The organism is Tardiphaga sp. 709 (assembly GCF_032401055.1).
Lineage (GTDB): Bacteria > Pseudomonadota > Alphaproteobacteria > Rhizobiales > Xanthobacteraceae > Tardiphaga.
Genome location: NZ_CP135529.1, coordinates 4,296,929 through 4,310,571, shown reverse-complemented (window position 1 = coordinate 4,310,571; position 13,643 = coordinate 4,296,929). Strand labels below are relative to the sequence as shown.

At 61.5% G+C, this 13,643-nt stretch carries 12 protein-coding genes and 1 pseudogene; 9 read left to right on the top strand and 4 right to left on the bottom strand.

Annotated features, from left to right (window positions below):
* Window positions 1-53 precede the first annotated feature (53 nt).
* The 3 genes from pyrE to RSO67_RS20930 all read left to right on the top strand — a co-directional run bounded on the left by pyrE (window position 54) and on the right by RSO67_RS20930 (window position 3,012).
* A complete protein-coding gene (pyrE, locus tag RSO67_RS20940) occupies window positions 54-617 on the top strand; it encodes an orotate phosphoribosyltransferase (protein WP_089263651.1) in 564 nt (187 codons plus the stop codon).
* Between the two features lie 114 nt (window positions 618-731).
* Window positions 732-2,096, top strand: a complete 1,365-nt coding sequence (locus RSO67_RS20935) for a sodium:proton antiporter (protein WP_315840414.1) — start codon at window positions 732-734, stop codon at window positions 2,094-2,096.
* Window positions 2,097-2,196: 100 nt separating this feature from the next.
* Window positions 2,197-3,012, top strand: coding sequence for a DUF2865 domain-containing protein (locus RSO67_RS20930; RefSeq protein WP_410001765.1), 816 nt, complete (start codon window positions 2,197-2,199; stop codon window positions 3,010-3,012).
* Between the two features lies 1 nt (window position 3,013).
* Here RSO67_RS20930 and RSO67_RS20925 read toward each other — a convergent pair whose 3' ends face one another.
* Window positions 3,014-3,445 (bottom strand): hypothetical protein, encoded by a 432-nt coding sequence (locus tag RSO67_RS20925; RefSeq protein ID WP_089262853.1) that lies wholly within the window; start codon window positions 3,443-3,445, stop codon window positions 3,014-3,016.
* Between the two features lie 230 nt (window positions 3,446-3,675).
* On the opposite strand from RSO67_RS20925, the gene RSO67_RS20920 reads away from it, so the two are divergent.
* On the top strand, window positions 3,676-6,207 hold the full coding sequence (locus RSO67_RS20920) for a glycogen/starch/alpha-glucan phosphorylase (protein WP_410001764.1): 2,532 nt from the start codon (window positions 3,676-3,678) through the stop codon (window positions 6,205-6,207).
* Between the two features lie 12 nt (window positions 6,208-6,219).
* On the opposite strand, the gene RSO67_RS20915 is transcribed toward RSO67_RS20920, so the two are convergent.
* The 3 genes and pseudogenes from RSO67_RS20915 to RSO67_RS20905 all read right to left on the bottom strand — a co-directional run bounded on the left by RSO67_RS20915 (window position 6,220) and on the right by RSO67_RS20905 (window position 9,433).
* Window positions 6,220-6,657, bottom strand: coding sequence for an EamA family transporter (locus tag RSO67_RS20915; protein WP_315840412.1), 438 nt, complete (start codon window positions 6,655-6,657; stop codon window positions 6,220-6,222).
* Between the two features lie 242 nt (window positions 6,658-6,899).
* Entirely contained in the window at window positions 6,900-8,513 is a 1,614-nt protein-coding gene (locus RSO67_RS20910; RefSeq protein ID WP_315840411.1) for a phosphoenolpyruvate carboxykinase, read from the bottom strand.
* 183 nt (window positions 8,514-8,696) lie between these two features.
* Window positions 8,697-9,433 (bottom strand): annotated as a pseudogene (locus RSO67_RS20905) (HugZ family protein).
* A gap of 215 nt (window positions 9,434-9,648) precedes the next feature.
* On the opposite strand from RSO67_RS20905, the gene RSO67_RS20900 reads away from it, so the two are divergent.
* The 5 genes from RSO67_RS20900 to RSO67_RS20880 all read left to right on the top strand — a co-directional run bounded on the left by RSO67_RS20900 (window position 9,649) and on the right by RSO67_RS20880 (window position 13,642).
* Window positions 9,649-10,350 carry a response regulator transcription factor gene (locus RSO67_RS20900; protein ID WP_068733897.1) on the top strand — a complete coding sequence of 234 codons (702 nt, stop codon included), beginning with the start codon at window positions 9,649-9,651 and terminating at the stop codon, window positions 10,348-10,350.
* A gap of 133 nt (window positions 10,351-10,483) precedes the next feature.
* Window positions 10,484-12,289, top strand: coding sequence for a sensor histidine kinase (locus RSO67_RS20895; protein ID WP_315844319.1), 1,806 nt, complete (start codon window positions 10,484-10,486; stop codon window positions 12,287-12,289).
* A gap of 17 nt (window positions 12,290-12,306) precedes the next feature.
* Window positions 12,307-12,810, top strand: coding sequence for an HPr kinase/phosphorylase (locus RSO67_RS20890; RefSeq protein WP_410001905.1), 504 nt, complete (start codon window positions 12,307-12,309; stop codon window positions 12,808-12,810).
* 131 nt (window positions 12,811-12,941) lie between these two features.
* Window positions 12,942-13,343: a PTS sugar transporter subunit IIA gene (locus tag RSO67_RS20885; RefSeq protein ID WP_068733893.1), complete on the top strand. Its 402-nt coding sequence runs from the start codon at window positions 12,942-12,944 to the stop codon at window positions 13,341-13,343.
* Window positions 13,340-13,642: an HPr family phosphocarrier protein gene (locus tag RSO67_RS20880; protein WP_315840409.1), complete on the top strand. Its 303-nt coding sequence runs from the start codon at window positions 13,340-13,342 to the stop codon at window positions 13,640-13,642. The genes RSO67_RS20885 and RSO67_RS20880 overlap by 4 nt, the downstream gene beginning before the upstream one ends.
* Window position 13,643: the final 1 nt, after the last annotated feature.

The following is a 13,643-nucleotide window of genomic DNA, read 5'->3' as shown; positions in this document are numbered from 1 at the left end:
CCGATAGATTGCGCCCGGTTCAACACAGAGACCGTTTCAACAGAGACATGCCATTGACCAAATCAGCCGCCCGCGCCCGCCTGTTCGAGATCATCCGCGACCGTTCGTTCGGTTACGGCGAGATCACGCTGGCTTCGGGCCGCAAGAGCAATTTCTATTTCAACCTGAAACCCACGATGTGCCACCCGGAAGGCGCGGCCCTGCTGGCCGAGCTGACCTATGACGCGCTGCGCGACGACAATCTCGATTATGTTGGCGGGCTTGAGATGGGCGCCGTGCCGCTGGCCGGCGCGCTGGCGCAGCTCTCCTGGCTGAAGAACCATCCGATCGCGGCCTTCTTCGTCCGCAAGAAGCCGAAGGAACACGGCGCGCGCCTCGCTGTGGAAGGTCTCGCCAAGGGCGAGACGCTGGAAGGCAAGCGCATTGTCATCGTCGAGGACGTCACCACCACCGGCGGCTCGGCGGTGAAGGCGCTCGACGCCGTGCGCGAGGCCGGCGGCGAAGTCGTGCTGGTCTTCACTATGGTGGACCGCGACGAAGGCGCCGCCGAGACCTTTGCCAAGGCCGGCGTGGCGTTTCGCTCGCTTTACAAGGCCGGCGAATTTCTGAAGGGTTGACCCTTCATCGGCTCCGTTCGCGCATTCGCGCGCAAGGACGCAGTGAGAGGTCACGTTTTGCTTCGCTTCATCGCCCTCGCCGCTTTGCCCCTTGTTGTCACGCTTGCGCCCGATATGGCACATGCAGCCGAGGGCGGCCTCGATGGCACCAGGCTGTCGCTGCTGTGGGCATTACCATTTGCCGGCATCCTGCTGTGCATCGCCACCGGACCGGTGCTCTATCATCATCTGTGGGAGCATCATTACGGCAAGTTCGCTGCCTTCTGGGCTGCGCTGGTGATCGTGCCGCTGTTCTTCGTGACTGATGCAACGACCGTAGTGCACACGCTCTCCCACACCGTGCTGCTCGAATACATGCCCTTCATTCTGCTGCTGCTGGCGCTGTTCACCGTGGCCGGCGGAATTTATGTTGAAGGCAACCTGCATGACAGCGTCTTCACCAATACGGCGCTGCTGGGATTCGGCACGCTGATCGCCAGCGTGGTCGGTACCACCGGCGCGTCGATGATCCTGATCCGGCCGCTGATCCGCGCCAATGACGATCGTCGCACGAACGTCCACGTCGTGGTGTTCTTCATCTTCCTCGTCTCGAACATCGGCGGCTCGCTGTCCCCGCTCGGCGATCCCCCGTTGTTTCTCGGCTTCCTCCGCGGCGTCGATTTCTTCTGGACCACGGTGCACATTTTTCCGGAAACGCTGTTCGCGGCCGGCATCGTGCTTGCGATCTTCATGGTGCTCGATGTCTATTTGCATCAGCGCGAAGGCAACTTTCCCAGGAAGAAAGATCCGACGCCGGATTCGCCGTTGCATCTGCACGGGAAGATCAACCTGCTGCTGCTGCTCGTGATCATCGGCGCGATCCTGATGAGCGCGAGCTGGAAGCCCGGCATCACGTTCACCGTGCTCGGCACGCCACTCGCATTGCAGGATCTGCTGCGCGACGTGATCTTCGTGCTGGTGACATTTGCGTCGCTGTGGCTGACAAAGATCGAGCACCGCAAGGCCAACGATTTCAAATGGGGCCCGATCCAGGAAGTCGCGCTGCTGTTCGCCGGCATCTTCATCTGCATCGTGCCTGTGATGGCGATGCTGCAGGCGGGCGCGCAGGGGCCGTTTGCACCGCTGGTTGCCCTGGTGAGCCATGCCGACGGTACGCCGAACAACGCGGCCTATTTCTGGCTCACCGGCATCCTGTCGTCGTTCCTCGACAACGCCCCAACCTATCTGGTGTTCTTCGAACTCACCGGCGGCGATGCCAAGACGCTGATGACGACGGGGGCGGCGACGCTGGCGGCGATTTCGGCAGGTGCAGTGTTCATGGGCGCCAACACCTATATCGGCAACGCCCCGAACTTCATGGTCTATGCCATCGCCCGCGACGCGGGCATAAAAATGCCAAGCTTCTTCGGTTACATCCTGTGGTCGGGTGCGGTGCTGATCCCGGTCTTCCTGGTGATGACATGGGTGTTTTTCATCTAGCCCGCTGCGCTGGTTACCATTCATTTACCATGACGCCCTAACATGACACCGCACCGGAGCGTTTTCGCTCGGGCACTGACATGCGGTCGCGGAGCTGGCGTTGCGTCACAATCGAACATCCTCGCGTGTCGTGCGTCCCCTGGTGCTGCTGGCGGCGATGAGCCTCGTCGCACTGACCCCGCAGATGGCATCTGCGCAAAATTTCTTCGACTTCCTGTTCGGCGGCAACCAGCCGCAGAAACAGCAACAGCGTCGTGGCGCGCCACCGGCCGAGAGCAATTTCTTCTCGGATCCGTTCGGCCTCAACACGCCGGCCGAAGCACTGCCACCCCAGCGCAGCGCATCTATCGGCGGCTCCGGTCCCGCCTTCTGCGTGCGCACCTGCGACGGCAAATATTTTCCGCTCGGTCGCGGCATGAGCCCGGCGCAGATGTGCCAGGCATTCTGCCCGGCGGCGACCACCAAGGTCCTGTTCGGCAGCAGCATCGAAAGCGCCTCGTCGAGCACTGGCGAGCGCTACAACGATCTGGAAAACGCCTTCGCCTATCGCAAGGCACTGAAGGCCGACTGCACCTGCAACGGCCGCGATCCCTCCGGCCTCGCGCCGGTCGATGTCACGCTGGACACTTCTTTGCGTCCCGGCGATGTCATCGCCACCACCAACGGCCTCGTCGCTTTCTCCGGCGTCCGCACCGGCAACACCCAGACTGCGGAATTCACGCCGGTTGCGAATTATCCCGGCCTGACCTCGGACGTCCGCGCACGCCTCGGCGAGATGAAGGTCGCACCAGTCTCCGCCGAAATGATCACCGACGAAGCGCCCATGTCGGAAGCCGCGCGTGATGCAGCGCCAGCAACGACCGTCGTACCGAAGAGCGCGCCGGCTGCCCGCGCCAAGCGCGCCGAGCTTCAATAGATCATCGCCCGACGATGACGCCGATCACGTTCGGCGCCGAGAGATACTTCTCCTCGATCTCGGCACGCGCCGCCGCGCGATTCTCCGGCGTCAGCAGTCCGCGCTTCTCGGCGAGGATCATCCAGCAATAGCCCCACCAGTCGGTGAGCATGCCGTGGTCGTCGACAAGGTCGTAGCCCTGTTCCGCGGCGAAAATCCGCGCATGCGCCTCGTCGAGCTGGTCGAGCCAGGCGTGATCTTCCAGCGAGAACAGGTCATCGCTGATGTCGTCCGTCGTATAGCCCCAGACCGAGAGGCAAACGGTGTTGAACTCGCGATCGATCTGATCGTCATCGATGGGATGCCGGCGCGCCATCAAATGCAGCCGCGACAGCGACCGCGCGAAGTCGGCTATGCGGGTGAGAGCAAACTGATCGAAGGCAATGGTGGACATCTAGTCCTCGCGAGCTTGAACAGACCATAGATATTGTAGGCGAAGGCAACGAATCACCTCGGAATATCAATAGCTTACTAATTTGTTCTTAATTTGTTCCAGTTTTTATAGATCCGGTTCTCGCGTGCCTGCCCAAATCCCGGGCAGTTCCATGGCAAAAGCTCGCCACCCTCACGGGTTCCGGGAGCAGCCAAATGCGCGTATGATTTTGGTCAGTGACACAGCTCAGGATGGCCGGTTTGTCAGATCAATCAGTCCCAGCAAAATTCCAGCCGGAGAACATGCCTGTCGATGAACTGGCGCTTGCCGACATCAAGAGCGCCATTCTCGTCAAGCTGCGGCTGGCAATCGGCAAGGAAGCCGCCTTCGCCACCAAGCACGACTGGTACAAGGCTGCCGCACTGACACTGCGCGACCGCATGGTGCATCGCTGGCTGACCTCGGACAAAGAGAGCTACGATGCCGGCCGCAAGCGGGTCTATTACCTCTCGCTGGAATTCCTGATCGGCCGCCTGTTCACCGACGCGCTGAACAATATGGGCCTGCTGCCGCTGTTCGAAGCCGCGCTCGGCGATCTCGGTGTCGGCCTCGACGAACTCAGAAAATGCGAGCCCGATGCAGCGCTCGGCAATGGCGGCCTCGGCCGCCTCGCCGCCTGTTTCATGGAGAGCATGGCAACGCTCGGCATTCCGGCTTTCGGTTACGGCATCCGCTACGACTTCGGCCTGTTCCGTCAGGTCATCTCTCACGGCGTGCAGCAAGAATATCCCGACGAGTGGCTCGGCTTCGGCAATCCGTGGGAGCTTCCGCGGCGGGAAGTCACGTATAACGTCTATTTCGGTGGCAGCATCGAAACCGTCGAGGACGGCAGGGGCCGCAAGCAGCTCATCTGGCATCCCGGCGAGACCGTCGAGGCCGTTGCCTATGACACGCCCATCGTCGGCTGGCGCGGTCAACATGTGAACGCGCTGCGACTGTGGTCGGCGCGCGCGCCGGATCCGCTGCGGCTCGACGTGTTCAACACCGGCGACTATGTCAGCGCCAGCGCCGAGCAATCGCGCGCCGAGGCCATCTGCAAGTTTCTCTATCCTAACGATGAGAGTGCCGCCGGCCGCGAATTGCGTCTGCGCCAGGAATACTTCTTCGTCTCCGCCTCGCTGCAGGATCTGGTGAAGCGTCACCTCCATTCCGACGGCAATCTGCGTGGCCTCGCCAACAAGGCGGCGGTGCAGATGAATGACACGCATCCGAGCCTCGCCATCGCCGAGCTGATGCGCATTCTGGTCGATCAGCACAATATGCGCTGGGATGCCGCCTGGCAGATCACCAACGCGACCTTGTCCTACACCAACCACACGCTGCTGCCCGAAGCGCTGGAGACCTGGCCGGTCGAACTGTTCCAGCGTCTGCTGCCGCGGCATCTCGAAATCATCTACCGCATCAATGAAGCGCATCTCGACCGCGCCGATGCGACGCGTCCCGGCGACACCGCCTATCGCGCTTCGGTCTCGATCATCGACGAGACCTCCGGCCGCCGCGTGCGCATGGGCAATCTCGCTTTCATCGGCTCGCACCGCATCAACGGCGTCTCGGCAATGCATTCGGAGCTGATGAAAGAGACCGTGTTCCACGACCTCAACCAGCTTTATCCTGGCCGTATCACCAACAAGACCAACGGCATTACTTTCCGCCGATGGCTGATGCTGGCCAATCCGAAACTCACCGACCTGTTGCGCGCAACCTGCGGCGAAGCCGTGCTCGACGATCCCACCCGGCTCATCAAGCTCGAGGCCTTTGCCGGCGACGCCGCGTTCCAGCAGGAATTCCGCAAGGTTAAACATCACAACAAGCTCGCACTCGCGCGCGTGATCGGAGAGAAGCTCGGCGTACAGGCCGATCCCTCGGCGCTGTTCGACGTGCAGATCAAGCGCATCCACGAATACAAGCGGCAGCTACTCAACCTGGTCGAGACCGTTGCGCTGTATCAGGCGATCAAGGACGAGCCGGGCAAGGACTGGGTGCCGCGCGTCAAGATTTTCGCCGGCAAGGCGGCGGCGAGCTATCGTTACGCCAAACTGATCATCCGCCTTATCAATGACGTCGCCGAGGTCGTGAACAACGACACCACGATCGGCGGCAAGCTGAAGGTCGCGTTCCTGCCGGACTACAATGTCAGCCTGGCGGAAGTCATCATTCCCGCAGCTGATCTGTCCGAACAGATTTCGACCGCAGGCATGGAAGCCTCCGGCACCGGCAACATGAAGCTCTCGCTGAACGGCGCGCTGACCATCGGCACGCTGGACGGCGCCAATATTGAAATCCGCGACAATGTCGGCCCGGAGAATATCGCGATCTTCGGCATGACTGCTGCCGAAGTGGTCGAGCGCCGCGCCAAGGGCCTGGACGCCTCCGACGTCATCAACAAGTCGCCCAATCTCGGCCGCGCGATCCAGGCGATCGAGACCGGCGCGTTCTCGCCGGATGATCCCGGCCGCTACGCCTCGGTCGGCCACGCGCTGCGCCACCTCGATCACTATGTGGTCTCCGCCGACTTCGACTCCTATTACGAAGCCCAGCGCGGCATCGACACGCGGTGGAGGGCCGGCTCAGCCTGGAGTCGCGCCGCGATTCTCAACACCGCGCGGATGGGCTGGTTCTCGTCGGATCGCACCATCCGCGAATATGCCGACGATATCTGGGGCGTGCCGGTTGCTGGCGATCTGCCAGGCACACCGAGTCTGCAGGCGCGAAAGGCAACGTAAGCGCGACGGTGCTCACGCGCGATACGCAACGAGCACCGCGCCGCAGGCGATCAGGATGACGCCCAGCCAGTTCGGCAGCGACAATTTCTCGCCGAGAAACAACACGGCAAACACTGCCACGAACACGACGCTGAGCTTGTCGATCGGCGCCACCTGTGCGGCATTGCCAAGCTTGAGCGCGCGGAAATAGCAAATCCACGAGGCACCGGTGGCGAAGCCCGACAGCACGAGGAACAACCACGTCTTCGGCGAGACCGCTGACGGCGATTGCCAGTTGCCGGTGACATAAACCATCATGCCGGCGGCAAAGAGAATCACGATGGTACGGATGAACGTCGCGAAGTCCGAATTGACGTTCTCGATGCCGATCTTGGCGAAGATCGCCGTGAGCGCCGCAAAGGCCGCGGACAGCAGCGCCCAGAACGGCCAGGAGAGCATGACGTTTTTCATTTGAAGTGTCCTTGCCTGTCAGCCGTCGTTGCGAGGTCAAGGAAAGCTGGCTAGCCAGCTTTCCTCTTAGCCCTTGCGACGAAGCAATCCAGTCTTCGCGTTCTAGCTGGTCGTACATCGCATTCCGACTAACGGTTTCGTCATGCCGGGCTTGTCCCGGCCATGACGACTGACAGGTTCCGCGTGACATGAAAAAGGCGGCCTTACGGCCGCCCTTTCGCATTCATAATCGCTACAGCGAATTACTCAGCTGCCAGCTTCACATCAGGCGCGGCGGCGCGGACGTCCGCATCGACCTGCGCTTCGAACTTGGCGAAGTTCTTCTGGAACATACCGACGAGCTTGCGCGCAGTGGCATCGAACTCGGCCTTGTCCTTCCAGGTGTTCACTGGATTGAGGATTTCCGACGGCACGCCATCCAGCGCGGTCGGGACCGCGAAGCCGAAATACTTGTCGGTGCGGAATTCCACATTGCGGAGCGAACCGTTCAGTGCGGCGGTCAGCAGCGCGCGGGTCACCTTGATAGGCATGCGCGAACCGACGCCGTACTTGCCACCGGTCCAGCCGGTGTTCACCAGCCAGCAGTCGACATTGTGCTTGGCGATCAGGTCACGCAGCATGTTGCCATAGACCGAGGGATCGAGCGGCAGGAAGGGCGAGCCGAAGCAGGTCGAGAATTCCGGCTCCGGATCGTTGCCGAGGCCACGTTCAGTGCCTGCGACCTTGGCGGTGTAGCCGGACAGGAAGTGATACATCGCCTGCGCCGGCGTCAGCTTGGCGATCGGCGGCAGCACGCCGAAGGCGTCGGCGGCGAGCATCACGACGTTCTTCGGCTGCGGCGCGCGGCCGGTGCGCGAGGCATTCGGGATGAAGTCGAGCGGATAGGCCGAGCGGGTGTTCTCGGTCTTCGAACCATCGTCGAAATCCGGCAGGCGGGTATTGGCGTCGAGCACGACGTTTTCCAGCACCGCGCCGAAGCGCTTCGATGCCGCATAGATCGCGGGCTCGGCTTCTTCGGAGAGTTTGATGGTCTTGGCGTAGCAGCCGCCTTCAAAATTGAAGATGCCGTCCTTGCCCCAGCCGTGCTCGTCATCGCCGATCAGCGTGCGCTTTGGATCTGCCGAGAGCGTGGTCTTGCCGGTGCCGGACAGGCCGAAGAAGATCGCGCTGTCGCCATCAGGGCCGACATTGGCCGAGCAATGCATCGGCAGCACGCCCTTGGCAGGCAGATAGTAGTTCAGCGTGGTGAAGACCGACTTCTTCATCTCGCCGGCATAATAAGACCCGCCGATCAGGACGATCTTGCGGGAAAAATCGATGGCCACGACGTTTTCCGAGCGGCTGCCGTGACGTTTGGGATCGGCCTTGAAGCTCGGCAGGTCGATGATGGTGAGTTCAGGCACGAAGTCCTTCAACGCAGCGGCTTCCGGGCGGATCAGCAGCGTGCGGATGAACAGCGAGTGCCATGCGAGTTCGGTGAACACGCGGGTCTTGATCTGGAAACTCGGATCGGCGCCGCCATAAAGGTCCTGCGCGAACAGGGTCATGCCTTCGGCGTGCTTCTTGAAATCGATATAGAGCGCTTCGAACTGCTCTGGCGTGATCGCCTGATTGCCAGCCCACCACATCTGTTCGGTGGAAGCGTCCTTGACGGTGAACTTGTCCTTCGGGCTGCGGCCAGTGAATTCACCCGTGTCAGCACAGAGCGCGCCATCGGACGACAATTCGGCTTCGCCATTACGCAGCGAATATTCGTAAAGCTGCGGCGCGCCGAGATTCCAGTTCACCGCTTTGAGATTTTTCAGTCCGAATTTGTCGGCGCCATAGGCACCGTTGTGTACGCCCGTCTCTTGCACGGAATATTCCTCCTTGAGTCCGCATATCCGACCTGTGCAACTGTCTTCAATCGCACGTCAGCAGCGGTAGCCGTCATTATAACCACCGAGGCCGTAACCCGGCGATCTAATAGTGACGAAGATGTGAAATGCCAAGCTGCTGTCCGCATATTTGGTTTATTCCAGCACGGCACTTGATACCGCTCAATTACTCAAAGCGCGGGCCTGCTCTGCGAGTTCCTTCAGGATTTGCCGCAATGCACCCGGAGTGACAATCCGCCGCGGAAAGTCCAGCCGGATCACCGTCGCGCCGTTCTGCAGGTCCATGCCATCCGGATCGCATCCGGTGCACCGCCAGTCGCCTGCGTCCGCATGGAGAAGCTTCGTTGCATAGAGATTGAGCGCATCGAGATGATCGGCGTTCATATGAGCAACAGCGCCCTCCTCGGCCTCTAGCATTCCTTCAGCATCGGTAAGATCGGTCAGGAATTGCTCCGGCTTCAGGTCGTTGATACGGCCAAAGCCGGCCACCAGATGGGCACTCTTCGGCTTGATCCGGAAGAACGAAAAATCCTTAAAATCCACAAAGACTTGCGCGGATGGATGGACGCTGAGATAGCGCCGGCGCAGCAGCGATTTTTCACTGTCGCTGGCCTCCTGCGCGATACCTCCGAGCATGACGCGCGAGCCCTCCAGGGGTCCCCCGGCGCCCGCTCATCCAGCATCAGCGAGACGCGGGCATCGGCCAGGATATTGCGGGTATGGAGCGCCAGCCGGGAAATCAGGAGAATCGGCGACCCGTCCGGGTGGCTGGCGACATTGGCCAGCGCACAATAAGGATCGCCGGAACCGACAGCCAGGGTGGCCAACGCCCCCTGCCGACTGCGCCGCAACAGCGACCGGGTGACGCGCGAGGGGTCGAAATCAGGGGTCGGTTGCATCGGTAAATCCCGTATTTCATTGCAAAAAGTAGCTTCTTCTTCTTTGGCGGGAGGTCTATACATCTATGGAACCCACGCGTCATTCAAGCGTTCAGGGAACTCGGCCACACTTCAGCCCAGCTTGCATTGCTCGTTGACTGTGTTCTTAAGGCCACCTCATACGGCGGATTGTCGAATTCTGCCGGATAGCCCATCCCGCTTCGGAAAGTAGGCTCATGCCAACTATCGCCCTGGTCGACGACGACCGTAACATTCTCACATCCGTATCGATCGCGCTGGAAGCCGAGGGCTACCGCATCATGACCTATACGGATGGTGCTTCCGCACTCGATGGCTTCCGCACGAGCCAGCCGGACCTCGCAATCCTCGATATCAAGATGCCCCGCATGGACGGCATGGAGACACTGCGCCGTCTGCGCCAGAAGTCCGATCTGCCGGTGATCTTCCTGACGTCGAAGGACGAGGAGATCGACGAGCTGTTCGGCCTCAAGATGGGTGCCGACGATTTCATCCGCAAACCGTTTTCGCAGCGTCTGCTGGTCGAGCGCGTCAAGGCCGTGCTGCGCCGCGCCGCGCCGAAGGACCCGACTGCCGCTCCGAAGGAGACCGACGCCAAAGCGCTCGATCGCGGTTTGCTGCGGATGGATCCGGAACGTCACACCTGCACCTGGAAGAACGAGCCGGTCACGCTGACCGTCACCGAGTTCCTGATCCTGCAGGCGCTGGCGACGCGCCCCGGCGTCGTGAAGAGCCGCAACGCGCTGATGGATGCCGCCTATGACGATCAGGTCTATGTGGACGATCGCACCATCGACAGCCACATCAAGCGGCTGCGCAAGAAGTTCAAGGTCGTCGACGACGACTTCGAGATGATCGAGACGCTGTATGGCGTCGGTTATCGCTTCAAGGAAACCTGATCCGTAGAGGTTCCCGCGGCACGGTTGGGGCCTGACGGCTCAGCCGTGCTGCGCTAGAATGCGCATACGCACACGCAACAATGAGCGCGGCGTGGCGCATCGCAGATATCGACAACAACCGGGCAGTTTCGCATTGCTGGATCGTACGCAGCCTGATGAAAGCCTGGACGCCGACGGCACGTCGCCGCATGCGACAGGCGGCGATGCCGATCGCACGCGTCGCGGCTGGCAGCGCCCGCTCGACTGGCTGCGCCGCGCCCGGCAGTTCTTCGTTGCGCTGACCTTTTCGAGTCTGACGCGTCGCATCGTTTCGCTGAACCTCGCCGGCCTCTGTGCCCTCGTCGCCAGCATTCTCTATCTCTCGCAATTTCGCGCCGGCCTGATCGACGCGCGTGCGCAGAGCCTGCTGGTGCAGGCCGAAATCATCGCCAGCGCCATCGCCGCTTCGGCCACCGTCGAAACCAATACGATCACGATCGATCCCGATCGCTTGCTCGATCTCAAGCCCGGCGAAACCTATGGCGTGCCGGACGAACTCTCCGGCCTCGATTTCCCGATCAATCCCGAGCGCGTCGCGCCGGTGCTTCGACGGCTGATCTCCCCGACCAAGACTCGCGCGCGCATCTACGACCGCGATGGCGTGCTGATCCTCGACAGCCGCAGCCTTTATGGCCGCGGTGATGTGCTGCGTTTCGAACTGCCGCCGCCGACCACCGAAAAGCCCGGCTTTGCCGAACGCACAATGATCGCAGTCCGAACCTGGCTCAATCGCGGCGACCTTCCGCTGTACCGCGAACTCGGCCCGGAAAACGGCAATGGCTATCAGGAAGTGCAGCAGTCGCTCGACGGTCTGAAGAGCAGCATGGTGCGCATCAACGAACGGGGCGAAGTCATCGTCTCGGTCGCCGTGCCGGTGCAACGTTTCCGCGCCGTGCACGGTTCGCTGATGCTGTCGACCCAGGGCGATGACATCGATCAGATGGTGACTGCCGAACGTCTGGCGATTCTGAAAGTCTTTGCGGTCGCCGCCGTGGTGATGATCGTGCTGTCGCTGCTGCTGGCATCAACCATCGCCGGTCCGGTGCGACGTCTTGCCGACAGCGCCGAGCGCGTTCGCCGCCGTATCCGCACCCGTGTCGAGATCCCGGATTTTACGCGCCGCCGCGACGAAATCGGCCATCTCTCCGGAGCGCTGCGCGACATGACCGACGCGCTTTATAACCGCATCGAGGCGATTGAGATGTTCGCGGCCGATGTCTCGCACGAGCTGAAAAATCCGCTGACCTCGCTGCGCTCTGCGGTGGAAACGCTGCCACTGGCGAAGAACGACAACAGCCGCGGTCGCCTGCTCGCGGTGATCGAACACGACGTGCGGCGGCTTGACCGGTTGATCTCGGATATTTCCGACGCCAGCCGTCTCGACGCCGAACTGCAGCGCAACGACACTGCGCCCGTCGATGTCCGACGGTTGCTGACCACGCTGACCTCGGTCGCCAACGAAACCAAGCTCGGTCATGACGTCGGCGTTGAAGTCCGCTTCGAAGGCGCTGCTGGTGATGCGTTTTCGGTGCCCGGCCACGACTCCCGCCTCGGTCAGGTCATCACCAATCTCGTCACCAATGCGCAGTCGTTCTCGACGCCCGGTGGCAAGGTGCGGATCGTCTGCCGTCGCCTGAAAGGCAAGATCGAGATCGTCGTCGATGACGATGGCCCCGGCATCGGACTGGATGCACTCGAACGGATCTTCGAACGCTTTTACACCGACCGCCCGCATCAGGGCTTTGGCCAGAATTCGGGTCTGGGCCTGTCGATTTCCAAGCAGATCGTCGAAGCCCATAGCGGTACGATCTGGGCCGAGAACCGCATCGGCCCGGCCAACGCCGACGGCGAGATCCCGGTGCTGGGTGCGCGCTTCGTGGTACGGTTACCGGCCACATGAGCGCGGATGGCAAAAGCATCCATGCCTCCGCCGTACTGGTCGATGACCGCGCCGTCCTGATCAGGGGGCCGTCCGGCTCCGGAAAATCGCGGCTGGTCTTCGATCTGATCCTCGCCGCTCAGAGCGGGCAGGTTCCCGAGGCCATGCTGGTCGGCGACGACCGGGTGCATCTGGATGTCAGGGACGGAAAACTGTGGGTACGGCCGACACCCGAACTGGTCGGGCTGCTTGAGATCAGGGGGCTCGGAATCCGGCGTCTGGACTGCGCTACCGGCGCCATTGTCGGGTTGGTGGTCGATCTCGACGCCACCGACGCCGCGCGCCTGCCAGAGCCGGAAGCGCTCAGAATCACACTGGAGGGCGTCGAATTGCCCCGAATCCCGGTGGGGGCGGGCTTTTCGCCACTACCATTGGTCGTAGCTACACTTACGACAATCGATGGTTTAGCCGCAGTGCGACCTTTGGACGATTGCTCGAAGGGAATTGGTAACCATATTAGTCCCACTATCGCCACCGAATAGACCCGCGCTACTTCCCGCCGCATCCGTGCAATTTAAGGGAGATTCGCGAAGAGCCCTCTTGCATAGGGGCTCTGGATGGTCAAAGTGGCCCTTTCGTGCGGTGCACCAAAAGCACCCACGAGGAGTTTCCGATGATTGGTCTAGTACTTGTGACCCATGGGCGCCTTGCCGACGAGTTTAAGGCGGCGCTTGAACACGTAATGGGTCCGCAAAAACAAATTGAAGCCGTGACGATCGGCGCCGAAGACGATTCCGATTTGTGTCGCAGCGACATTATCGAAGCGGTCAATCGCGTCGACAGTGGCGATGGCGTTGCCATCCTCACTGATATGTTCGGCGGCACGCCATCGAATCTGGCGATCTCCTGCATGAGCCGTCCGAAGGTCGAGGTTCTTGCCGGTATCAACCTGCCCATGCTGGTGAAGCTCGCAAAGGTGCGCGAAGAGCGCACACTGCCCGATGCGATCGCCATGGCACAGGAAGCCGGCCGCAAATACGTCACCATCGCCAGCCGCGTTCTCGCCGGCAAATGAGCGAAAGCCCAGACGATACGACGGTGTCCGGCGGCGTCTCCCGCGAGATTCCGATTACCAACAAGCGTGGCCTTCATGCGCGCGCCTCTGCCAAATTCGTGCAGATGGTCGAACGCTTCAATGCCGACGTCACGGTGACACGCAATGGCGAGACCGTTGGCGGTACATCCATCATGGGCCTGATGATGCTGTCCGCCGGTCCCGGAACCAGCATCATGGTCACCGCCAAAGGCGCCGAGGCTCAGGCGGCGCTGGATGCGATCACCGAGCTTGTGACCAACAAGTTCGGCGAAGAGTAGC